Below are 21849 nucleotides of genomic sequence, written 5' to 3'. Positions count from 1 at the left end.
CCGCCCGGAAGCGGAGATCGCGGGTGACAATGCTGGAGGTCATGTTCGCGCCTCATGTCAGACCCTAGAGTCACCTTCTTCTTTGCCTGTAAGCAGACATTCGATCGACTGGGGCGATAGTCGACTCTTCCATGCGTCCATTTGGACAACCGCTATCGCGCGTGGTCGCCTTAGATCGAATGGTGGCGAAACAGCCAAGTGTAACTTGCACCCAGCTAGGCCTTGCCAGCGAAGCCGGAAAGCGCGGGGCAAGCACTTGGCGGTTGTGCGAGATCAGCACCAACACCGCGATGGCCGCCAGGTAGGGCAGGGCCAATAGCTGCTCCGAGGGGGCCCGAGCCCGCGCCTGTCCCTGCAGGATCGTCATGCCGCCGAACCGCCAGCCGCCGAGCAGGGACGCGCAGCGGGTGCCATGTCGCGAACACTGCCAGCGCCAGCGCGATCCAACCTTTGCCGGCGGCCAGTCTGATTTCTCGTTAAGCAGTCACCAAAGCAGTCAGCCCGCCTGCGGCCGGACGGCCGCCGCGAGAGCGCTTATGCGGCATGAGATCGAGCCTCCAGCCGATTGTCATAAATGCGCCTCAGCAAGTCGCAGGCCACTTTGGCGCGCTGCCACGTCCGACCGACAAGTGAGCAGCCTCCTAAGCTTGCCGGGGCATTGTCGACTTCATCCCACACCGTCCACGTGCCGGACGGCTCGGGGTGACAACGGAATCTAGATTGGTCGTCTTCCATAGGTAACCAACGAGAAAGCCACACCCTATGTAAGACGACGAAGTGGTTAACGTAACGCTGACCTTTCTCGTAGTTCCTGGCTGCTTGCGGCCTATCCAGACGATCGAAGAGGGCCCGCACCCGGTTGCGAGAAGGTTGCAAGGAAGCGTGTCGAAGCCCTGGCGAAAGAAAACGCCTAATCGCTAACGCCCCAGCGGAGCCGCGGCGACCTGCCCACCACGCAAGCCTAGTGCACGCGCGCTGGAAGCGGCCGGCGCCTTCGACCCTAGGTTCATCGCCCGCCCTATGCCTTGCCGTATGCGCTCTGGCTGGTGTCGGGCGTATAGATCAGTCCAACACGCTTGCCGCCGAATTTGGCGCATTTCAGCTTCGGAATGAGATCGTCCGCCATCCCTGGCGCGTCCGGACCGGACCGATCCCGCGGGCTTCACGATGCCGAGCACTTGGCGATGGTGGCATGGCGTGCGCCGTCACGGCCATTTTCGGGTCCAGAGATTGAACGTCCGGCCCCTTTGCCATTCGCCGGATAAAACCGGCGTTCTTCGCGCCGTCCGCCTCCAGCCCGTCATCCATTGGGTCAGATCAGACCGTATTGGCGAGCCTTGTTGCGCAGGAATGGCAAGCCATTGCCCATCACTTCGGCCTCGTCCTTCGCGACTGGCCGCCAGACGGAGAGGCCGTAGGAGACTTCCGGCGGCATGTTGATGAAGCTTTCCATGGCAAGTCCGCCCTTGAAGCCGATCGCCGCGAGCGTTGCGTAGATCTCGTCCCAGGGGCAGTTGCCGGTGCCCGGGGTGCCGCGATCGCTCTCTGACAAGTGAATATACTTCAGGTGATCGCGAGCGGCCAGAATACCATTGGCGGCCCCTTTCTCCTCGATGTTCATGTGGTAGGTGTCAAGATGAACAAAGATGTTGTCGGCGCCGACTTTCTCGAGCATCCAGACGGCCTGCGCGCCAGTATTTATAAGGTGGTTCTCGTAGCGATTCACCGCCTCGATTCCGAGCTCTATGCCCCGGATCTTGGCGTGCTTGGCGGCGACGGTCAGCACATGCGCGATGTTGTCGTATTCCTTTTCGGTGGGGGGCAGGCCGGTGCGTTCGCCAATACCGCCGAAAATCACGCCGGAAAGCGCCAGCGCGCCCATCTCTGCAGTCTTGTCGATCGCCACTTCGAGATGTTCGATAGCGGCATCCGGCCGCACCGAGGCCCAGGCCCGCTCCGGCAGGCCAAGCGAACAAACAGCTGGAAGATTGTGCTTTTCGAGCAAGGCGCGCGTATGCGCGGCATCGACCGCCGGCGCGTTCAGTAGCGCGATCTCGATAAAGTCCATGCCGTATTTGACAGAAGCGGCGATCGCCTTCTCTGCGCCGGCCCGATCCCAGTTCATCGTCCACATCGAGGTGTGGACCCCAAAACCATGCATCTAACTCACCCTTTGTTTGTGTTCAGGAACTTTAGGCGCCCGGCAAGCCAGCGCAGGATCATCACCGTGATCATCAAAATGCCCCAGACCGCCGTCGCCAGATGCTGGTTGGCGCCCATCAGATTGAGTCCCGAGGACAGTAACTGGAGCACAACGAGCGCGACGAAGACAGGGATCACGCGACCGAAGCCGCCGAATGGATTGACCCCGCCAAGAAAGCAGGCAAGCACAGTGATCAGCAGGTAGGACTCGCCGTGTCCGACACGCACCGAATTGAAGCGGGCCAGCATGATGATGCCGGCGACCGCACACATCGCACCGGACAATGTGTAGACCAGAACCTGCACCTTGCGCGTATTGATGCCGGAGTAGCGCGTGGCCTCGATGTTGGAGCCGATCATATAGGTGTTGAAGCCCAGCTTCATGCGCGTCAGCAGGAGGTGCCAGATCAGCACACACGCGATGAATATGAGCAACGGAACCGGGATCCCAAGAATCGAACCGTAGCCGATCGGCGCCAGGAAGCTGGGAAAGCCGGACACGTCGCCGCCGTGGGTCAGGAACTCACCAAGACCGCGCAGGAAAATCATCATCGACAGCGAGACCAGGATCGGGTGAGCCTTAGTGTAGGCGATGACGAGCCCCATGATCAGTCCACTAAGTGCTCCGACCGCAAGGGCAAGGATCGAGCCAAGGACAAAGGCACCGATGCCCGCGTCGACGCCGCCCTGGCTTTGAAGGATCCAAGCGAGCGTCAGCCCGGCGATGTTGGCCGTGAAGGTGATGGCCAGGTTCAGGCCGCCGGTCAGGATCGGGAGCAGCATGGCGAGTGTGAGCAGGCCGAGCTCCGGCAGTTGGTAGGCGACGGAGCCAAAAGTAGCCCGGGAAAGGAAGTTCGGTGCGGCAATGCCGAACACGATCATGACTACCGCAAACGCGGCAAGCGGACCTGCCAGTTCGGGGCCGAGCAAGTTGCGGACGCGTTCAATCCCAACCGTCATGAAGGCATCCGCCGGCTTTTCAGGAACGGCAGCAGCCGTTCAATGCTGGTGTTCGAAAGGGTAATGGCGGCCAGGATGATGGTGCCGACGATCATCTTGAACGCGAAAGGCGACACGCCCATCAAATTAAGTCCGTTTTGGGTGATCGAGACCAACAGAACGCCAAGGATGCAGCCGAGCACGCTGCCTTTGCCGCCGCCAAGCCGTGCACCGCCAAGGACCACGGCTGCCAGGACGTCGAGTTCGCGCCCATATAGGGCGTTGGGCACCACTTCCTGCGCGTAATGCGCTTGGACGAGACCGGCGATGCCCGCCATCAGGCCAAGCCAGCCGAACGCGATAAATTGCATGGCCCCAACATTGATGCCGAAGCGGCGCGCGCCTTCCGGATTGTCGCCGAAAGCGTAGAGCTGGCGACCAGTGGTCGTGCGCGTGATCAACGCCCAGGTAGCGAATACGCAGATCGCCATAATGAGCACGGGTAGGGTGATCTCCGCCCACGTGCCATCAGCCATCTCGCGCTCGAACAGGACCACGCGGGCGGTGAGCCAGTCCGGCAGATTGTAGATTGAAACGCCGCCTGTGAAGAACATCAGCAAGCCGAAGAAAATGTTGAAGGTCGAAATCGTGGCGACGATCGAGATGATCCTGAACCTGTGGATCAGGAAAGCATTGATGCAGCCCAACGCGATGCCCAATGCGCCAGCGATGGTGAGGCCGACAATCCAATTCCCGCCGCCTATCCAGCCAAGGACGATTGCCGTCAGATATTGCACGACGGAGGCTGCAACCGCGAAGGAGATGTCAATGCCGCCGGCAATCAGCACGACGAGCAGACCGACGGCGAAGATGATGTTGACCGAGCTTGTGTTCAGGAGGTCAAACGCATTGCCGAGGGTGAAGAACCGGTCTGTCGCAAACGACAGGAAGGCGCAGATGACCGCGATCACGGCGAGCAAAGCCAGCTCCGTTGCGTGAGAGCGGACAAACCTACGCATAGACCGCCGCTTCGATCGCCTGTAGGGACGTGACGCCGGGAACATATTCGCCGACAATGCGCCCCTGAGCCATATGCAGCACACGGTCCGCGTTGAAATAGACTTCAGGGACCTCGTCCGAGATCAGGATAATCGACAGGCCGCTGTCGGCCAGCTTGGAAACGATATCGAATATGCCGGCACGCGCGCCAACATCAACACCGACCGTCGGTCCGTCGAGGATCAGCAGTTTCGGTTCAGTCGCCAGCCATTTTGCAATGGCGACACGTTGCTGATTTCCCCCCGACAGGGTCGAGACCGCGTCTTCCTGCTTTCCGATCCTAACGCCGAGATCCCTTATCCAACTAGTGACTAGGGATCGTTTGCAATCGCTCGAAATGAAACCGCCAGAGAGAATCTTGTCCAGCGAGGCAATGACCATGTTGTCGGCAATTGCCTGGGGTTGAATGAGACCTAGCGACAGCCGATCTTCCGAAAGATAGGCGACACCGGCGGCGATCGCGTCACGGTTGGAACCGAAGCGGACCGGTTTGCCATCCAGCACAACAGAGCCGGACCTCGGCTTGCGCATGCCGAACAAGGTCAACGCCAGCTCGGTGCGCCCTGCCCCGAGTAACCCGGTGACGCCGAGCGTCTCGCCGCGGCGGACCGTCAATGACACATCCTCGAATTCGCCAGGCCGCGACAACCCCTTGACCTCGAGCGTAACCGGGCTCGTGCTCAAATCGCGATGCAGGACGGAATAGTCGAAGGTCTTGCCGGTCATCAGCTCTGTAATGCGCGATTGGGTCAGACCTTTGGTCGGAAAGACGCCAACCAAGGCGCCGTCGCGCAGCACCGTCACACGGCTGGAGATTTCGAGAACCTCCGCCAGGCGATGACTGACGAACACAACGGCAACGCCCGACGCCGACAGGTTCCGCACAATGTCCAGCAGATAGTCGGTTTCAGATTGAGTGAGCGACGCCGTCGGCTCGTCCATGAAGACGAGCTTCGCCTGGCCGACGAGGGCGCGCGCGATTGCCACGATCTGCCGCTGTGCGATGGGAAAATGGTGTAGGGCGAGATCGACATCGAGGGTAATACCAAGACGTTGCAAGGCGTTGGTCGCGACACGGCGCATTTCGGCATAGTTCACCAGCCGCGGCCAGCGGCCGATGACAGTCTGGAACGCGATGTTCTCGGCGACAGTCATCTCGGGAAACAGGGCGAGGTCCTGCCAGATGACCTGAATCCCGCCGGCCTGCGCCGCTACCGGCGACATGTGGGAGTAGCTCTGGCCGTCATAGTCGATCACGGCGCCCGCCTCGGGCTTGTAAACGCCGGTGATGACCTTGATCAGCGTGCTCTTGCCGGAGCCGTTCTCGCCGGCCAGGCAATGCACCTCGCCCGGCAGCACCTCAAAGCTTACATTCTTCAGCGCCTTCACGCCGCCGAACGTCATGTTGACGTTGCGGAGCGACAGCAACGGCCGTGATGCGACGCCATCGAGTGCCTGATCAGCCATGGAGTTGAACCCTGGATCCAATCGCGTTAACACATCCTCAACCGGGCAGGCTCGAGGCCAGCCCGGCTGCCACAGCCTTGGGAGGCTTTACAGACCCATCGCCGCGAGGCCGTCGACAGTGTCCTTGTTGATCGGGACCAGCTGATCGACGATGATGTTATGGTTTTCGAAGTCGGGCTTGACTGTCCCTAGCCCTTCGATCGTATCGCCATCCTTGACTTCTTTGCCCTTCATGAGTTGGTCGGCCAGCGTGACGAAGACCTCACCCGCCTGCTTTGGATTCCACATGAAGCCGCCGGAGATCGCATCGCTCTTGATGAGCTTCTGGCCCTGCCCCGGCGAGAATGGGCCGAGCACGAATATCTGGCCCACCTTCCGGCGCTCTTCGATTGCACGACCAGCGCCAATCGGGCCTTGGCTGCCGAAGGCAAGGAAGCCTTTCAAGCCGGGATTGGCGGAAATCAGGTCAAGTGCAGTGCTGCGGCTCTTGTCCACATCCTCGGCGACGCCATAACGATCGCCGACCAGCTTCATGTCCGGATGGTTCTTCTTCAGATACGCGATTGCCGCATCGGCCCAGGCATTGTGCAGCGGCACTGTCAGTGAACCAACGAAGACTGCATATTCACCTTTGCCGCCCATCTTGTCCGCCAAGAGCTTCGCATGAGCCTCACCGAAACCGGTCGCGGACGCGAGTTCGAAATCCCAGTCGGCGCCCTTCTGGCCGGGCGATTCATGCGTGATGACGATGATGCCGGCGTCCTTCGCCTTCTGCAGGACAGGTTCAAGCACCTTCGCGTCATTCGGCACGACACCTATGACCTTGACGCCCTGTGCGATCAGATCCTCGATGGCGCGAACTTGCAGTGCCGGATCGGCACTGGTCGGGCCAACCATGAATGCGTCGACGCCGAGCTTCTGGCCGCGCTCCTTGATGCCCGCCTCCATTGCGTTGAACCAGGGAATGCCGCCGATCTTGACGACGACGCCGACCTTGCCGGCCTGCTGAGCCATGGCAGCGATTGAGCCGCCAAGCACAAGGGTCGCGGCGAGCGCCGCGATCATCAACTTTTTCATCTGAACTCCTCCCATAACGTTCCCCTTGGGAACATACCTCCGCCACCGATTTGCGCTTGCACAATCGATGGTGCAAAGACTATCTTGCATCAGGGTGCGCTCGTCAAGGGAGATATTGCTCCAACCGAATATTGCTCTAAAGAGACCCTCCGGAGGCCAGATGGATCAGCAGGTCAAGAAGAAGGCGACGATCTATGATCTGTCCGTGCTATCGGGCAGTTCGCCGTCGACCGTGAGCGCAGTGCTGAATGGCACTTGGCGCAAGCGCCGCATCAAGGAAAGTACGGCGGAAACAATTCTCAGCCTCGCCGAACGCCACCAGTACACCACCAATCTGCAGGCGCGAGGCTTGCGACGGTCGCGATCTGGCCTCGTCGGCCTGATGCTGCCCATCCACGACAATCGCTACTTCTCCTCAATGGCGCAGACATTTGAGGGACATGTGCGCAGCCGCGGTCAATGCCCGGTCGTGGTCAGTGCCAGCCGCGACCCGGAAGAGGAACGCCGGACCGCGGAGACGCTGATTTCCTACTCAATCGACCAGCTCTTCATCGTCGGCGCCACCGATCCCGACGGCGTGCACGAGGTCTGCGAGGCGGCGGGACTGAGGCATGTCAACATCGACCTCCCGGGAGCAAAGGCGCATTCGGTGATCAGCGACAACTATGAGGGTGCGCGGATGCTGACGGAGGCAATCATCCGCCAGTTCGGCAATGATGACCCCCTGCGACCGGACGAGCTGTTTCTGTTTGGTGGCCGCAACGACCACGCAAGCCGCGAGCGCATCGCCGCCTTCCATGCGACCAAAAAGGCACTGTTGGGCGCCGACCCTGATGACGGAGTACAGTCCTCCGGCTATTCGCCCGACATAACATTGCGTGCCTTCGAGGCATTTTGCCAACGCCATGGCAAGTTGCCCCGCGCATTGTTCATCAATTCGTCGATCAATATGGAGGGTCTGCTGCGTTTCATGGCGGGCCGGCCGGCGGAGATGTTTAGCGAGCTTGTCGTCGGTTGCTACGACTATGACCCCTTCGCCTCTTTCCTGCCTTTCCCCGTAATCATGGTGCGGCAGAATTTTGAGGCGATGATTGCGAAGGCGTTCGAACTGATCAATGAACCTCCCACGGCCCCGCAGATTTTCCTGATTGCGCCGGAGTTGATCCAGCCCAGGTCTGCCCTGAAAGGGCCGCTGGACACGTTGAAGGATATGGCGTGAAGCGCCCCAAGAACCGGTCTTTGCACAGCTCTCTTCATCCAGGCATCAACGCCTGGCACATGTAGCGTCTTTATGGAAGTCAGCGGCGGCAGCGGAACAGTGGCGCGCAGGGAAGTTCGGCGCTCGCAGCAAACCTTTCCTCACAGTATTGCTGCTGGATCAGTTGCTCCGATCGGCTCGCGTCCTTGCTCTGGATACGCAAGCTCGCCGGACTCGTTATCTGTTGAGTAGCCTCAGGAGAAAGTTGAGAATGAAACCTGGCGTCGTCTCGGCGCCCTTCGGTTGCGCGCGGCCGGGCGGTGAAGGCCGGGGACGTGCTGCTGTCGAAGCGATGATGCCAAACGCGACGGCACCATAGCCGAGGTGCTGGCCGGCGACTGGCTCGATGCCACGGATCCGCTGATCGCATTCGGGTGAATGGCAACTCGACCAAAGGGCCCACGTTTTATTGCGCGACTTGCGGACGTCGTGCGGTGTGCAATGGAGGCGGCAACGAAAACATGCGGGCTGAGATGCGCCCCATCGCAAGACTGAGTGCGGCCACGCCGTCGAAGCCCTTTTGGTCGAACCGGATGCGGATGTGGCAATGCCGGTGACTTTTTAGACAGCGACGGGATGTTTCCTGTTCAGTCGTTCCTGCTGCGGCGTCTGGGCGTAGAGTTCCCGGTAGCATTTGGAAAAATGCGACGCCGAAACGAAGCCGCACGCGATGGCCACTTCGACTATGGGCAAGGCTGACTGGATCAGCAAATGCCGCGCGCGCTCAAGGCGGATATCCAAATAATAGCGGGCCGGGGAGCGACCCATTTCGAGATGGAACAGACGCTCGATCTGCCGTCGCGAGAGCCCGACATGGTCGGCAATATCACCAATCGATATCGGTTCGGACGGATTGGCGTCCATGAGTTCTATGATCGTCAGCACCTTGGAGTTCTGAACGCCAAGCCGTGCTCGCAGAGGAAGTCGCTGGCGATCGCTCGGGCTGCGTACTCGATCGGTCAGCACCTGCTCACATACGTGCCTGACCAGAGTGTCGTCGAAATCATCGCCGATCAGCTTCAACATCATGTCGAGAGCAGCAGTCCCGCCGGCGCATGTATAGATGTTCTGGTCGACCTCAAAAAGGTCGGCAAAAACGTTGGCGTTCGGAAACGCCTCGGCGAAGCCAGGCAGGTTTTCCCAATGGATGGCGCAGCGTTTGCCAGAGAGCAACCCGGCAGCCGCGAGCATATGCGCACCGGTGCAGAGCCCGCCGATCGCAACACCGCGATTATGTTCCTCGCGCAACCAGGCAAAGGCCGACTTGTTTGAATAGCGCTCGATGTTGATGCCGGTGCAGACGATGACCATCGATGCCCTATCTGGGCCAGCCATCTTACGCCGCTCGTCCTCCAACGACGTGTTCACCGAGCACAACACGTTGTTCGAAGCGGGTACAGGCTGCCCGTCGATACTGGCGAGCCGCCATTTGTAGGCTTCGTAACCGAGCATCCGGTTGGCGATGCGGATAGGCTCCAGCGCCGTCGCAAAGGCGACCATGGTGAAATCCGGCACAAGGAAGAAGACGAGGGAACGCTTGATGCGATGTTCGGCTATATTCATTGGGCCAACGTTGGTGTTGCGAACAGGATGTCGCGATTGCGTTGTCTACGCCAGACGCGGCAACAACGGTACTTCATTCCACATGGTGATGAGATTCCGTCGCAGCATGCAATTTATCATATTTTCCTTCCCAAGAGCATGAGAACGGTGGGGCGGCCAGGCAGGTTCCTGGGGCCAAAATGACGTTGCGGCTCATGCGCATGGGCTCGCCTGCGGGCCGCGAGCACCTGGCAGCCGGCCACCCGAGTCCCCCTTGTGCAACAGCGTCTGACCGGCCCCCCGCCAATTCGCGCGGCGGAGGCTGGGAAAGTTCGGCGCACGCCACAAACCCGTCCCCTCATCGTTTTGCTGCCGATCGGATAGCTTCGATCGGCCTGCGTCGTTCTTTTCCGCCGGCGACGCGGGCTCGGCGTCCTGGCTATTGGTTAAGCAGCCACAGAACAAACGAGACACGACGCTAAGCAGAATCCGGTGCCGATCGGATCGTAGAACGTGAAGTTCTTACGTTCGATCACCATCACCAGGCAATCTGCCCAGACCGACCCTCGACAACCAGGGCGACAAAAGGCCTCGTGCAAGTATGATCAAATCAACGACAATCGGCGTTCGCGACATGGCGACCGAAACGGATCGGGGAATTCTCGATTGTTCTCTCAGCGCAGGAGCGAGCCGCTACCTGAAGCTTTGGACGGCCTGCTATGTTCATTTTCCCGGGCGATAGCGCTCCCATTTGGGACACGCGACGTTGTGGGAGCTGAGATCAGCGAGCAAATCAAGCCTATCCAGAGGAGCGGAGCATCCCCTCCTCTCTGGCAGCGGCCTCGAAGGCCATGCGGACCTCCTGGGGCGACACCCTGCCCTCAAACCCATCTATGCAGGACTGCAGCGCCAGCTTCCATTTAGGTCCCCTCTTAGGCCATTTCATGAGTTCCTCGGCAGCACCCTCGACGTGATTGACGCCGTAGGTGACCCCGGGTCGGTCGGTCTTCACAAATACTGGAGGGTTGAACCAATGAAGTGCCATAAGTCGGAATATAGCGCGGCTACCGCGTTGGCGGGAACTGACGGGAGTTCTCGGAATGTCCATCGAGGGTGTCGGCAGTCTCAGCAGTAATCAATGTGCAAGATCTGAAGGTAAGTGTCGCCCTGGCCGTCTGGCTGGTGGTCGGTTTCGTCGTGGTGGCGATAAGGTTGATTGCTCAGCCGGAAGGTCTGCGGCAGCGCATGGTCATTCGCCCTGGGCGATGTTGTTCATGTGGGGGCGCAGGCGCCATGAGGCGGAGGTTTGAGGACGAACAAGCGGGCACGCTCTGAGCTTTAACAGGCGCGGCGTAGCATCCCTCCTTCCTAGGCAGCAGCCATTTAGAGGGCAAAAAGTCCGTTCGCGCCCACGCAAAGTAGTGGGCACATATCAGCCAGAAAAAATTGGCCCGATCTCGCGTAAAAGTGCAACGCGGGCGAACTGCCCCTCCTGTATCAACAGGAGGATTTCGTATCGAGCGAAATGCTCGCTAGAATTTCCTGGAGATCGGCGGTCATGTTCAGGCTCATCTCGGCAGGGAGCGGGCAACAAGCCGAAGGCGTTCATAAAGAACGGCCTCGTCGAACTCGCCGTCCGAGAAGAGTTCCATTGCGCTCACGCTCAGGCGCTCCGCCTCCATGCTACCAACGGAGATACCTGCCTCGGCGCAGACACGATCAAAAACCTGCTTTAACAAAGCCAGATCACCAGGATAGGCAATGCCACTCATTGAGACAGGCCCATCGCAGCAGATACTTCGAAAATCGCCTCGGTTAGCTCTTCATCGGATGCGGCCAAATAAGGCGCAGCCCGCCTAATTTCCTTCACTGCCGCTTTGATCGAAACGGTGCCGTCATACTCGGCCCTGTTTAGAAGTGCAGCGATTGCTTGTTCTAGAACTGGAGTTACCCTTTGCACACTGCTCATCCAACCCTCCCCAACGATACGCCCCAGCGGAATAATAATCTATTCTTGGTTGGCTTCAATTGGACGTAAGAAACGTACGGTTGGTCATCGTTGCTTTGCCCTCAGTCCGGAATATTTCGCGCAAGAATATTGCGCATGCTCGTCTTGATGCGTCCCGCCGCGGTGTGGCTTAGAAGGGCTCTCGTGATCTGCCCAGGGATTTGCACGTCGAGGTGCCGGCCGAAGTGCCGAAGTCAAGGTGGACGTCTCCTCACTGACCATTCAGCATGCCGGTCGCGCTGATGATCCGTCGCTCGCGGGCCAGCGGCCCAGCCATGCTGGGCGTGCCAGCTTGTCAGCCGCTCGCTATCGAGATCGAGCGCGTCCCAGGCTGAGTCGATGGAAGCGAAGCTTGCCGGCTTGATATTTGCAACGAATGAGGTTTGTTGGCGGAATAACGAATTGTTTGCGTGATTTGGCAATAAACAGCCCATCCGTTTCAACGCGCGACATTAGACAAGAGGAAAACTCGATGACCGTTTCTCCAGACCAAAGCGACCAGGCTGATCTCGTATCAATTACCGCCGACATCGTTTCCGCCTACGTGTCGAACAATCCCCTGCCGGTCGGCGAGTTGTCGAAGCTGATCGGGGATACCTATGTTGCTTTGCAAGGGATCGGCACACCTGTGGCTCCAGCGGCAGTCAAGCTGGAGCCCGCGGTGTCCATCAAGAAATCAGTGACACCGGATTTCATCATCTGCCTGGAAGACGGGAAGAAATTCAAATCCCTGAAGCGTCATATCGGGACGCATTACAATCTGAGCCCTGACCAATACCGCCAAAAATGGAACCTTCCCTCAGATTATCCGATGGTGGCGCCAAACTACGCGGCCACCCGCTCGGCCCTGGCAAAATCAATAGGGCTGGGGCGCAAGACGGCAGCACCGGCAACAACTGCGGCGGAAAAACCAAAACGAGCTGCTCGCCCCGCGACGGCTGTTAAGTCCCCGGTAAAGAAGGCGCGCAAGGCACTCGTCAAAGCGTAGCGTGCTGCACGAAAAAGGAGGTCCTTGCGGTGTCGTACCTTAAAATGGCGAAGCCTACTGTTCCAGCATCGTTGAGCTTGATGGCCTGGACTTCAATGTCCGCCGCCCTGCTTCAGGGAGGCGTCGACCGGGATCAGAAAGTTTTCGCGGTCGATCTGGACACCATGGCCGGAGTAGTAGACGACGGCCAGCTCTGCGCCGTTTGCGGGCAAGATAGCTGCGGAACTGCAGGTGGTCTCGCCGGAGTAGACCCACGTCACCGCGCCGCACATGCAATGTCCATAGAGTGCCATCGCTCCCTCCCCGGGCCATGCGTTCCAGCACAACAACACTGACACGTCACGTGCGGAAGGGTGGCGGGCCAGCGGCCTAAGCCCGCTTCGTCGCGATCTTGGCAGATTTGATCTTCGGCGGCAAAGTTTCGACGAATGCCAGCGCAAGGTCGAGCCAGCCACGGAGATCCGCCTCGGTGGCCGTGCCCTCCGGCGCAACATGGACATAACCTTCCATCGAACGTCCGCCCATTTCCATCGGCCGCGCGTGCGGGCGGGCGGCAGCCGCCGCGTGCCCTTCCTTGCCGACGCGCACCAGGAGCCCGCGCTTCGACGTGCCGATCAGCATGTTGCCGTTGAGCATAAAGCAGGTGCCGCCGAACATCTTTTGTTCGGTGACTTGGCGCGGGCCAAGGGCGGCGCGCAGACGCTCGACCATGGGGTCGGGTGCGATGCTGGTGACTGACTTTGCCATGCTCACCGCCCTCTGCGATTTGCGGGAGACAGGCAAGCACGGAAGCGGGTGGAGATTCAAGTGGAGTGGCGCGGCGTCCCCTTCCCCCAGCGGGGCGAAGTTGTTTTGCCGGACGGAAAAAGGGGGCGCTATCCCCTCTCCCCTGCAAGGAGAAAATCGGTCTCCGCGTCCTTCCTTCGCGCCGGCCTGACCCGCGCTTCGTGCAGGATCGCCGCAGATCCGCTAGCATATCATGCGTCGCCCTTTCGGCTTCGCCTCGAGCGGGTGACCCCCTCCGATTTGTCTCCTTGCCCTCCGGGTCGCTACGTCCCGCCAATCAATCGACGGCAATTGAGAGCGACAACCGGCCGAGCTTTACAGAAAAAGGGAAGTCGGCGGCCCATCTTTTCAATGAGCATTGCCTGAACCCGCCGACCTGCGGATTGCCAGTGGCCCCGCGATTCGCAGCTTTGCCGGAACGGAAGCGTGCCGTCTAGGCGTGTATCCGTGATACCTGCGCCCTGCAGATACCCGTTGCATACCCCATTTTTTGGCCAAGTGGATTACTTCATGCCTGCGTTAAGCACCGCTGAGACGTGCGGATGCCTATGTATCGGCGCTCGCGGGCGCCGCTGGGCCCCCGAACACGATCACCCGCTAGCCGGCTCGCACCCGCTTGCTCGACGGCGGCCGCTTCGACCTCGACACCGCCCGTGGAGTGTTCGCCCGGTTGCCTCCCGGCCGCAAGAATCAGCTCTTCGCCCGATTGCGCGCTGCTGCCCTGTTTGGGCAATGCAAGCTCAGTCCTGTGGTTCCGTGGCTGTCGCGCAGCACGAGACATGCTTCGCCTGCCACGAGACGCGTGTCCAGGGACACGACTACGTCTTTACCCGCTACGCGCCGTAACTCGGTTCCCGCGCAGAGAAACGCAGGGCGAACACGAGGGCGAGTTTGCGGCATCCCCGCCCCTCACCTGCGCTCGACGCGGTGAAGACCGCACCCCACAACGAAAGGATGTTCCAATGAAAAACTTGCTCGCAGGCCTCGCAATTATCGCGGCCACGTGCGGTAAGGCACAAGCGCAGCCCGACAAACCCACCATCGTTCTGGTTCACGGCGCCTTCGCTGACTCTTCGAGTTGGAACGGTGTCGTTGAGATTCTTGAAAAGGACGGCTTTTCCGTCGTAGCGGCAGCCAATCCGCTGCGAGGCGTCAGAAGCGACGGAGACTATGTCGCCGGCGTGCTTTCCTCGATAGAAAGCCTGGTCGTTCTCGTCGGCCATTCCTATGGCGGGTCGGTGATCAGCGACGCTGCCGATGGTCATGCCAATGTGAAGGCGCTGGTCTATGTCGCCGCATTTGCGCCGGAGGCGGGTGAAACCGCTGCGCAACTTGCAGGCAAGTTTCCAGGCAGCACGTTGGGTCCGACACTCGCTCCTCCTGTCGCGCTGTCGGGCGGTGGAAAGGATCTCTACATTCAGCAGGACAAGTTCCACGATCAGTTTGCCGCCGACGCTCCCGAAGCGCAAGCCAGACTGATGGCCGCAACGCAGCGGCCGATCGCGGAAGCCGCCCGCAACGAAGCACAGGCCAAGGCTGCTTGGAAGAGCATTCCAAGCTGGTTCATCTACGGCGACGCGGACAAGAACATCCCGCCGCGAGCATCTGCCTACATGGCTAAACGGGCTCACGCCCGCGAAACGATCGCGATTAAGGGTGCTTCGCATGTGGTGATGGTGTCGAATCCTGGGCCCGTAGCGCGGCTGATCGAGAATGCCGCCAGGGAGATATCGCGATGAAAGCCGTCGTCATGAACCGCACCGGGGACCGGATGCGCTCGAAATCGTCGAGCGCCCCGAAACTGCTCCCGCGAGCGGACAAGTTCTGGTCGAGGTCGCCGCGGCGGGCGTGAACTTCATGGACATCGGCGTCCGCCAGGGCATGGCCTAGACGGAAACGCCCAATCCCAAGGTTCTGGGCGTAGAGGGTGCCGGGCGGGTGCTCGCCTTGGGCGATGGAGTCGAGCATTTCCGGCCCGGACAACGGGTTGCCTGGGTGTACGCGCCTGGAAGCTACACAGATCGGGCGATGGTACCGGCGGACGCGCTCGTGCCGATTCCGGACGGGATCGATGATCGTACGGCCGCTTCCGTGATGATGAAGGGGCTCACTGCCAGCCACTTCGCCACCGAATTCTATCCCGTCCAGCCCGGCGACGTCGCGCTGGTCCATGCGGCGGCGGGAGGCGTCGGATTGCTGCTCACCCAGATCATCAAGCTGAGAGGCGGGCACGTGATCGGCCGCGTCTCGTCCGCTGACAAGATCGCCGTGGCAAGAGAGGCCGGAGCAGACCATGTGATCGTAGACACCGAGGGGCGATTCGCCGAGGAAGTCGTTCGCCTGTCCGGTGAAGGCGTCCACGTCGTCTACGACGGTTCCGGCCCGAAGACCTTTCAGGCTTCGCTCGACTCCCTGCGCCGCTCCGGCACCTTTCTGCTGGTACGGCCCGGTGCTGGGCGGTCCCGGACCGCTCAACATCGTGACCCTGCCGAAAAGCATCAAGATCGGCTACGCAAGGTTCTTCGATCATATCCACACGCCGGCACTGCTTCGCGCCCGCACCGGACAACTATTCGACTGGATCGCCAGCGGCGACCTGAAGATCCGGATCGGCGGCGTCTACCCGCTCGCCGAAGCAGCATGCGCACATGCCGATATGGAAAGCCGTGGCACGACGGGAAAGCTTCTGCTCGTCCCCTGAGCCATCCGGCCTTTCTCACAATACGGTTCTCGGGAGGCGTCAATAAGCAAAGTTTCCGAGATCACTCCGCCCATTGCCGCTCCTCGATTGCCTTCTCCGTCAAGCTGCCTCCGCTGCCCTGGCGCGAGAGCGGAGCAGAGATCGTCGAAATCGCTGATCATTCTGGCACTGGGTCTGGCTTTTGAGATCGGTCTCCAGGTCCGCGATAAAGTACTGATCGATCCAGAACTGCTCCTGCGGAGTTTGGCGATCCGTGGTAGTCATATATGTAAATTCCAAAAGGTCCGACAGACCGGCGGCCGCGCAACCTGTGATTTCGGCGACCTGGTGAAGTACCGGCGTTACTTGCCGGGCGGCAATCGCATGGGACTGCGCGGGAGAGCGGGCCGGCTTGGTTCGTCGGCCATTGACGGGCTCAAGCGGCGTTAATCTTCATCTCTGCGCCGCGGACCATTTTTGTTACGGCGGCGAAGTCGAGCTTCCCTGAGCCCAGGACCGGCACTTTCGCAACGACGCGCACTTCGGCGGGCACCATCAGGTCCATGCCGCCATTAGCCTTGGCGAACATTAGGAAATCGGTGCGTGTGGCGTTAGCGGCCTCGGTGATGAGGATCAGCTTTTCACCCTTGCGTGCATCCGGCATGGTGGCGACCGCCGAAAGCGAGCCTTTCCACAATTCGCCCGCAAGCGCCTCGACTGCGGCCAGCGAGATCATTTCGCCGCCGATCTTTGCGAAGCGCTTGGCGCGGCCAAGAATGGTGATGAAGCCGACGTCGTCGATGCCGACGACGTCGCCCGTATCATGCCAGCCGTCTTCGAGCGGCTCGATCACGCCCGGGTTCTCGGCGCGCAGATAGCCTGCCATGACGTTAGGCCCGCGCACGAAAAGCCGTCCGCCATCCTCGACGCCGGGGACCGGATCCAGGCGATATTCCATACCCGGCATGATTTTGCCGACGCTGCCGGAGCGGTTGTACATCGGGGTGTTGATGGAGATCACCGGCGCGGTCTCGGTCACGCCGTAGCCTTCGAGGATGCGCAGGCCAAACTTTTCCATATACGTCGCGCGCGTCGAAGCCTTGACCGGTTCCGCGCCGGCAAAGCAGTAGCGCACTGAGCGGAAGTCGTAAGGGTGCGCGGTGCGGGCATAGCCGGCAAGGAACGTATCGGTGCCGAAGATGATCGTTGCGTTTGAGGCGTAAACAAGCTCCGGCACGATCCGGTAGTGCAACGGCGAGGGATAGAAATAGATCGGCACGCCCGAGATGAGCGGCAGCACCGTGCCCGCCGTCATGCCGAAAGAATGGAAGATCGGCAGCACATTGAAGACCTTGTCGCCCGAATGGAAGTCGATCCGCGAAGCAGCTTGCGCGGCATTGGCCAGGATGTTGCGGTGGGTGAGCACCACGCCCTTGGGCGTGCCTTCGGACCCCGAGGTGAAGAGGATCACCGCTGGGTCTTCGGGCTTGCGGGCCACCCGGGGTGTATTCTTGCGCAAAAGGCCGAGCAGCTTGTCCTTGAGGCCAATTGTGGCCCGCAGATCATCGAGCCAGACGATGTCGACCGAGCGGCCGAGCTCCTCGACCACGGCGCCGAGTTTTGCTTGTTCCACAAAGGTGCGGGAGGTCAGCACGGTGCGCACCTCGGCGGCCTTGCAAGCGGAGAGGATGTTGGCCGCACCGGCAGTGAAGTTCATCATCGCCGGAACCTTGCCCGCCGACATGACGCCGAGCAGCGTCGCACAGGCGCCGTTGGCGTTGGGCAGCATAATGCCGAGCGTCTGCTGGCCGGCATAGAGGTGCTTGAATTTCTCGCCAAGCACGGCGGCGGCTGTCAGCAGCTTGCCGTAACTCAGCGAACCGGTGACCGGGTCCTGCACGGCGAGCTGCTTCATGCCGCGTTCGTTCGCCGTCTGAATGATCTTCTCCAGCACGGTCTTGTCAATGTCCTGGGTGCGGAAGACGAGATCCGACATGACCTGGTAAAGGGCAGCGCCCGCCGCGGCGCGCCGCTTGCGGCCCTTCAGATCCAGCGGTACTTCAAGCTTGACCGGCTCCAGAATGGTCACCTTGACCTTCGGGAACAGCTGGCGATGCACATGCAGCGAGGTCAGCCGCGAAAAATAGCTCTTCTCCAGCCCCTCGATGCGTACCGGCACGACCATCGAGCCGGTCTTGTCGGCCACCATGGCGGCACCGTCATAGACCTTCATGAGGCCGCCCGTCACTGTGATGCGGCCTTCCGGGAAGATGACGAGTGGATCGCCGCATTGCACGATCTTGATAAGCGTGCGGGTCGACATCGGCTTGGCCGGATTGAGCGGCAGGGCGCGGGCAAGTTTCATAAACGGCTTCATCCACCAGGCTTGGGCGATGGTGTAGTCGATGGCAAACACCGGCTCCTCATCCGTCAGCGTCAGAGCCAGCGGACCGTCGAGGAAGCTGACATGATTGAGCGCCAGGATTGGTGCCGGGCCCGCCGCCTTGAGGTTCTCCAGCCCCTCCACCTCCAGACGATGGAAGGCTCGGAACAGGATGGAAACGAAGTCGCGGAAGGCATTTGTCGGCAGGTATCTCAGCATCAGCCAGGCGGCGACTACGTTGAGTGCGGCGAGGCCGAACAGGATCCCTCCAGTGGAGACGCCGGCTGCCTGAATCGCGGCGACGACTATGCCACCTAACGTCATGAAGCCTGCATTGACGATGCTCACGGCGGCGACGACGCGAGCGCGGCGCGTTTCGGGCGCCCAGGCTTGCACTGCGGCGAAGGTCGGCACCACAAGAAAGGCGCTGGCAATAGCCATTCCCGCAAGGTCGATCGCAACATGGACCGTGTTTGGCCGGGCGAAGAATGTTGCGAGCGTTTCGGCCCTGAGCGAGGGCTGCGTGCTCCAGATGGTCCAGGCCAGGTCCAAGCCGAACAGCGCCATCAACGCCGTGCCAACCGGGGCCGGCAAGAGCACGATGCGGCCCTGCGACATCCATGCGGCTATAGCAGAGCCAATGGCGATCGAGACGGCGAACACCGCGAGATAGGCGGTGACAGCGATCTCTCCGCCACCGAGCGAATCCTTCACCAACGTAGGCAGGATCGAAAGGACGATGGCCCCGATCAGCCAGAACCACGACGTCATCAGTCCGGCGCGCCAGATCCGCTTGTCGGCACGCATGCCGTTCAGCTGTCGCCACGTCGAGCGAAAGATGTTTTTGTCGATGACTAGGCCGGGAGCCGCAAGACCGGTCGACGGGATGTAGCGGCTGACAAGCCAACAGGCGACGGCAAGGATCATCATGATCGGCCCGAACACCGAGACGCCTATGCCATCGGCCGAGACGACGCCTCCGGCGATAGTGCCGCCGAGGATGGCGGCGAAGTTTGCCGATTCGATCCAGGCATTGGCGCGAGGCAATTCCTTGCGCTCGAGATGATCCGGCAGGATGCCGTACTTGATCGGTCCGAACAGTGCCGAGATGACGCCGAACATGAGCAACGCGATCATCAGCACCGGGATCGACGCCAGCGCGATTCCAACGACAGCGACAGCCGCAGCGGCGATCTCGGCGAATTTCAGCCGACGGGCGATTAGGGCCTTGTCGAACCGGTCGGCGATCTCGCCACCAAGGGCGGACAAGAGCAGGAAGGGAGCCATGAATACCGCTCCCGCCAGCGTGACCAGTGATGCCGCCTTGTCGGCCGCCAGGGTGAACAGAATAAGGAACACCAGCGTGTTTTTGAGGAAATTGTCGTTGAAGGCGGACAGGAACTGCGTCCAGAAGAGAGGCGCAAAGCGCCGTGACCTCATCAAATGACTGTTCGTGTCGTCGTTCGAGGCGATTTCCATTGCGGCGGCTTCCTTTGGGCAAGACCGTTGAAGATCGAGGTCGTATCGATCAGCGGTCTTGCACGGTTTGAGCTTTTGTAGTGGCAACCCGGTTACACTTCGTTACTGCGGCTCCCACCCATCAGCCACTTTGGGTTTGGATCTTCCAGCCGGTTCATGAAGCGGCTTGCCTCTCCCGCGTCTCGCATTCTTGGCGATGGTGATCGAGGTATGCACGAGCCTGGTCGCGGCCATCGGAACCCCTTGGCGACAAAGCTTGCTCCATGAAATTGATGCCGCCCTCATTATCGGAGCGGCGATAGGGAAATTGGCATGGTGAATGTCTGCAGGCGCTTGGACCCTTGGGAGGCATAGCTGTTGGATGTCATGGATATTGTCTTTTGGTTTCAGGGTGAGGTTGCGCCGGCGTTGGTCTGTTTCCAGCCCGGATACCCGCCACCCTCTCCGAGCGGATCGCCGCCAATCTGAGCACTGCCATATCCGCCTAATTTTCCACTGCCGAATGGACGATGAAACGCGCAAGCGAGTTTCCGGATCGGAAGGCATGCGTTGGGTTTGCCCACACGATGCAGAGGCGCTGCTATGTTGGCGCGACACGCTCGACGGCAGGTGCGGACGGCACAAGAATTTTCGAGAGCCCGGGGTGACTGGAGATTGCGCTGGTCAGTATCAGGGGCGCCGGCAGCACCTGCAAGGGCAACGTCATACCGGAGAATGGAGGTTGCGCTGGGAGGCTGTTGCTTCGGCTACCAACTCAAGGTGATTGTCTGCGAGAGTTCGGCGATGTCGCCATAGATCATCGAACCTGGGACGAGAAAACATTTATCACCGAGGACTTCGAAGACTGAGCTCGACGCGGTGCAAACCGGCAGGTTCTTCGAATTGGCGTACGTGCCCAGGGTCGCGGTTTCGACCTTACGGTCCTTGGCTTCGGCACAGCCGACACTGTTCGCGAGGATTGCGATGGCAATGAGAGTCCTCTTGCTCATATTTTGCCCCTGGAGCCAGCACTTGTCGGGTAAGTCGCGCGATGCATCAAAGTAGCACCGGCCCACGATCGGCTTCATCCATCGATTGGAGGAAGCGGGCTCATCCATACTTAGCGATATCTTGAGTGAGGCGCCGAGCGGCCTAGCTGTGCGATTGGCCCACGCCGCACGGTGGCGGAACAAATCATGATCATTCTCATTGTGGTGATCATCAAGGGAGATTGAGCATGGTCGACCGGCACAACCCAAAAATCGAGGCGTCGGCAAATGTCGAAAAGGACCCGGAAGATTGGGTCAGCGGAGACGATCCAATGACCCCCGCACAAGCGTCCTATTTGAAAACTCTGGCCGAACAGGCCGACGAGCCTGACGCCTATGCTGACGGCCTCAGCAAGGCGGAAGCTTCTAAGCGCATTGATGCGCTGCGGGAGAAGTTAGGCCTGTAGCGTCCTCTCGTGGCTTTTCCTCTCCAGAGAAGGACAGCCGATCGGCTCGGATTGGGACAGTTTTGCTGGTTGTGACCCGCGCAATTAATTTTTCTGAATTCCGCGCGTTGCTGCTGGACTCGGGATCGAGACGACAAACGGCGGATGGGAGCGGCTTCTAGCCTGGCAGCCCGGCAAGACCTCGCGCCCACCGGTCCAATCCTGCTGTCGAAACAGATCAGGATGTCCCGATGAGGGCGATGGTCACCAGAGACACAAAAAGGACAAGGGCGATTGCAGCGCCCCAGAAGAGAACTTTTTCGGTGCCGCGTTGCTCTTCCTCGCGAGATATGTCTTTCGCCATTGCATGCATCCTTTGCGAAGGTCGACGACTTAGCAACGTGCCGCGCCAAGGCTGAGTTCCGGCAACTCTCTTGCCCCTTCGGCGCTGAGGAAAGTTCTCGGGATAGTGTCCTGAAGGTTCTGCAAAAAGTTTTGGAGAGAGAACGGCGCTTGCTCTGAAGGGCGAGCGGCCATGGCACGGTGGTGACGTTGCAATCACCGATT

Annotated in this window: 18 protein-coding genes and 3 pseudogenes; 6 read left to right on the top strand and 15 right to left on the bottom strand. The window is 60.3% G+C overall.

Annotated features, from left to right (window positions below; all coding sequences use genetic code 11):
- Positions 1-1312: 1312 nt before the first annotated feature.
- From NKI79_RS30360 to NKI79_RS30340, 5 genes are all read right to left on the bottom strand, one after another.
- The gene (locus NKI79_RS30360) at positions 1313-2161 is read right to left on the bottom strand and encodes a sugar phosphate isomerase/epimerase family protein (protein ID WP_352479376.1); all 849 of its coding nucleotides are present in this window, start codon (positions 2159-2161) and stop codon (positions 1313-1315) included.
- Between the two features lie 5 nt (positions 2162-2166).
- Entirely contained in the window at positions 2167-3162 is a 996-nt protein-coding gene (locus tag NKI79_RS30355; protein ID WP_352806793.1) for an ABC transporter permease, read from the bottom strand.
- Positions 3159-4160: an ABC transporter permease gene (locus NKI79_RS30350; RefSeq protein WP_352778407.1), complete on the bottom strand. Its 1002-nt coding sequence runs from the start codon at positions 4158-4160 to the stop codon at positions 3159-3161. Before NKI79_RS30350 ends, NKI79_RS30355 begins: the two co-directional genes overlap by 4 nt.
- On the bottom strand, positions 4153-5667 hold the full coding sequence (locus NKI79_RS30345; RefSeq protein ID WP_352806790.1) for a sugar ABC transporter ATP-binding protein: 1515 nt from the start codon (positions 5665-5667) through the stop codon (positions 4153-4155). Before NKI79_RS30345 ends, NKI79_RS30350 begins: the two co-directional genes overlap by 8 nt.
- An 87-nt stretch (positions 5668-5754) precedes the next feature.
- On the bottom strand, positions 5755-6744 hold the full coding sequence (locus tag NKI79_RS30340) for an autoinducer 2 ABC transporter substrate-binding protein (RefSeq protein WP_352479380.1): 990 nt from the start codon (positions 6742-6744) through the stop codon (positions 5755-5757).
- 160 nt (positions 6745-6904) lie between these two features.
- On the opposite strand from NKI79_RS30340, the gene NKI79_RS30335 reads away from it, so the two are divergent.
- Positions 6905-7963 carry a LacI family DNA-binding transcriptional regulator gene (locus tag NKI79_RS30335; protein WP_352479381.1) on the top strand — a complete coding sequence of 353 codons (1059 nt, stop codon included), beginning with the start codon at positions 6905-6907 and terminating at the stop codon, positions 7961-7963.
- Positions 7964-8563: 600 nt separating this feature from the next.
- Here the strand turns inward: NKI79_RS30335 and NKI79_RS30330 are convergent.
- The 5 genes from NKI79_RS30330 to NKI79_RS30310 all read right to left on the bottom strand — a co-directional run bounded on the left by NKI79_RS30330 (position 8564) and on the right by NKI79_RS30310 (position 11513).
- The gene (locus NKI79_RS30330) at positions 8564-9565 is read right to left on the bottom strand and encodes a GlxA family transcriptional regulator (RefSeq protein WP_352806787.1); all 1002 of its coding nucleotides are present in this window, start codon (positions 9563-9565) and stop codon (positions 8564-8566) included.
- A gap of 501 nt (positions 9566-10066) precedes the next feature.
- A complete protein-coding gene (locus NKI79_RS30325; protein ID WP_352648223.1) occupies positions 10067-10180 on the bottom strand; it encodes a DUF2905 family protein in 114 nt (37 codons plus the stop codon).
- Positions 10181-10343: 163 nt separating this feature from the next.
- A complete protein-coding gene (locus NKI79_RS30320) occupies positions 10344-10589 on the bottom strand; it encodes a DUF982 domain-containing protein (protein WP_352751565.1) in 246 nt (81 codons plus the stop codon).
- A 523-nt stretch (positions 10590-11112) separates the two neighbouring features.
- Positions 11113-11316, bottom strand: a complete 204-nt coding sequence (locus NKI79_RS30315; RefSeq protein WP_352479385.1) for a hypothetical protein — start codon at positions 11314-11316, stop codon at positions 11113-11115.
- On the bottom strand, positions 11313-11513 hold the full coding sequence (locus tag NKI79_RS30310; RefSeq protein WP_352691573.1) for a hypothetical protein: 201 nt from the start codon (positions 11511-11513) through the stop codon (positions 11313-11315). Before NKI79_RS30310 ends, NKI79_RS30315 begins: the two co-directional genes overlap by 4 nt.
- Before the next feature lie 511 nt (positions 11514-12024).
- On the opposite strand from NKI79_RS30310, the gene NKI79_RS30305 reads away from it, so the two are divergent.
- On the top strand, positions 12025-12540 hold the full coding sequence (locus tag NKI79_RS30305; protein WP_352479387.1) for a Ros/MucR family transcriptional regulator: 516 nt from the start codon (positions 12025-12027) through the stop codon (positions 12538-12540).
- Between the two features lie 92 nt (positions 12541-12632).
- Here NKI79_RS30305 and NKI79_RS30300 read toward each other — a convergent pair whose 3' ends face one another.
- Both NKI79_RS30300 and NKI79_RS30295 read right to left on the bottom strand, forming a co-directional pair.
- On the bottom strand, positions 12633-12833 hold the full coding sequence (locus tag NKI79_RS30300) for a hypothetical protein (protein ID WP_352806784.1): 201 nt from the start codon (positions 12831-12833) through the stop codon (positions 12633-12635).
- A 76-nt stretch (positions 12834-12909) separates the two neighbouring features.
- The gene (locus NKI79_RS30295) at positions 12910-13287 is read right to left on the bottom strand and encodes a TfoX/Sxy family protein (RefSeq protein WP_352648213.1); all 378 of its coding nucleotides are present in this window, start codon (positions 13285-13287) and stop codon (positions 12910-12912) included.
- An 804-nt stretch (positions 13288-14091) separates the two neighbouring features.
- Here NKI79_RS30295 and NKI79_RS30290 point away from each other — a divergent pair.
- The 3 genes and pseudogenes from NKI79_RS30290 to NKI79_RS30280 all read left to right on the top strand — a co-directional run.
- Positions 14092-14172 (top strand): annotated as a pseudogene (locus tag NKI79_RS30290) (cytochrome P460 family protein); the annotation flags it as partial.
- A 116-nt stretch (positions 14173-14288) separates the two neighbouring features.
- Positions 14289-15065: an alpha/beta fold hydrolase gene (locus NKI79_RS30285; protein ID WP_352806781.1), complete on the top strand. Its 777-nt coding sequence runs from the start codon at positions 14289-14291 to the stop codon at positions 15063-15065.
- Positions 15062-16027, top strand: a pseudogene (locus NKI79_RS30280) (quinone oxidoreductase family protein). Before NKI79_RS30285 ends, NKI79_RS30280 begins: the two are co-directional and overlap by 4 nt.
- Positions 16028-16442: 415 nt before the next feature.
- Here the strand turns inward: NKI79_RS30280 and NKI79_RS30275 are convergent.
- Together NKI79_RS30275 and NKI79_RS30270 are read right to left on the bottom strand one after the other, a co-directional pair.
- Entirely contained in the window at positions 16443-19868 is a 3426-nt protein-coding gene (locus NKI79_RS30275) for an acyl-[ACP]--phospholipid O-acyltransferase (RefSeq protein WP_352806778.1), read from the bottom strand.
- Between the two features lie 746 nt (positions 19869-20614).
- Positions 20615-20857, bottom strand: coding sequence for a hypothetical protein (locus tag NKI79_RS30270; RefSeq protein ID WP_352479397.1), 243 nt, complete (start codon positions 20855-20857; stop codon positions 20615-20617).
- Positions 20858-21084: 227 nt separating this feature from the next.
- On the opposite strand from NKI79_RS30270, the gene NKI79_RS30265 reads away from it, so the two are divergent.
- A complete protein-coding gene (locus NKI79_RS30265) occupies positions 21085-21303 on the top strand; it encodes a DUF3072 domain-containing protein (RefSeq protein ID WP_352479398.1) in 219 nt (72 codons plus the stop codon).
- Positions 21304-21520: 217 nt separating this feature from the next.
- On the opposite strand, the pseudogene NKI79_RS30260 reads toward NKI79_RS30265, so the two are convergent.
- Positions 21521-21849: pseudogene (locus NKI79_RS30260) on the bottom strand (hypothetical protein); the annotation flags it as partial.

The sequence above is a fragment of the Mesorhizobium sp. M0340 genome (assembly GCF_040321535.1).
Classification (GTDB): domain Bacteria; phylum Pseudomonadota; class Alphaproteobacteria; order Rhizobiales; family Rhizobiaceae; genus Mesorhizobium.
The sequence above is the reverse complement of the archived record's forward strand: the minus strand, read 5'-3'. Positions and strand labels throughout refer to the sequence as shown.

Bases quoted from the DNA above. Each gene is read 5' to 3' on its own strand.
- NKI79_RS30310 (WP_352691573.1), bottom strand. From the start codon at position 11,513: ATGAGCAGTGTGCAAAGGGTAACTCCAGTTCTAGAACAAGCAATCGCT.
- NKI79_RS30350 (WP_352778407.1), bottom strand. From the start codon at position 4,160: ATGCGTAGGTTTGTCCGCTCTCACGCAACGGAGCTGGCTTTGCTCGCC.
- NKI79_RS30265 (WP_352479398.1), top strand. From the start codon at position 21,085: ATGGTCGACCGGCACAACCCAAAAATCGAGGCGTCGGCAAATGTCGAA.
- NKI79_RS30295 (WP_352648213.1), bottom strand. From the start codon at position 13,287: ATGGCAAAGTCAGTCACCAGCATCGCACCCGACCCCATGGTCGAGCGT.
- NKI79_RS30285 (WP_352806781.1), top strand. From the start codon at position 14,289: ATGAAAAACTTGCTCGCAGGCCTCGCAATTATCGCGGCCACGTGCGGT.
- NKI79_RS30355 (WP_352806793.1), bottom strand. From the start codon at position 3,162: ATGACGGTTGGGATTGAACGCGTCCGCAACTTGCTCGGCCCCGAACTG.
- NKI79_RS30330 (WP_352806787.1), bottom strand. From the start codon at position 9,565: ATGAATATAGCCGAACATCGCATCAAGCGTTCCCTCGTCTTCTTCCTT.
- NKI79_RS30270 (WP_352479397.1), bottom strand. From the start codon at position 20,857: ATGAGCAAGAGGACTCTCATTGCCATCGCAATCCTCGCGAACAGTGTC.
- NKI79_RS30320 (WP_352751565.1), bottom strand. From the start codon at position 10,589: ATGGCACTTCATTGGTTCAACCCTCCAGTATTTGTGAAGACCGACCGA.
- NKI79_RS30300 (WP_352806784.1), bottom strand. From the start codon at position 12,833: ATGGCACTCTATGGACATTGCATGTGCGGCGCGGTGACGTGGGTCTAC.
- NKI79_RS30305 (WP_352479387.1), top strand. From the start codon at position 12,025: ATGACCGTTTCTCCAGACCAAAGCGACCAGGCTGATCTCGTATCAATT.
- NKI79_RS30315 (WP_352479385.1), bottom strand. From the start codon at position 11,316: ATGAGTGGCATTGCCTATCCTGGTGATCTGGCTTTGTTAAAGCAGGTT.
- NKI79_RS30345 (WP_352806790.1), bottom strand. From the start codon at position 5,667: ATGGCTGATCAGGCACTCGATGGCGTCGCATCACGGCCGTTGCTGTCG.
- NKI79_RS30275 (WP_352806778.1), bottom strand. From the start codon at position 19,868: ATGGAAATCGCCTCGAACGACGACACGAACAGTCATTTGATGAGGTCA.
- NKI79_RS30360 (WP_352479376.1), bottom strand. From the start codon at position 2,161: ATGCATGGTTTTGGGGTCCACACCTCGATGTGGACGATGAACTGGGAT.
- NKI79_RS30325 (WP_352648223.1), bottom strand. From the start codon at position 10,180: ATGTCGCGAACGCCGATTGTCGTTGATTTGATCATACTTGCACGAGGC.
- NKI79_RS30335 (WP_352479381.1), top strand. From the start codon at position 6,905: ATGGATCAGCAGGTCAAGAAGAAGGCGACGATCTATGATCTGTCCGTG.
- NKI79_RS30340 (WP_352479380.1), bottom strand. From the start codon at position 6,744: ATGAAAAAGTTGATGATCGCGGCGCTCGCCGCGACCCTTGTGCTTGGC.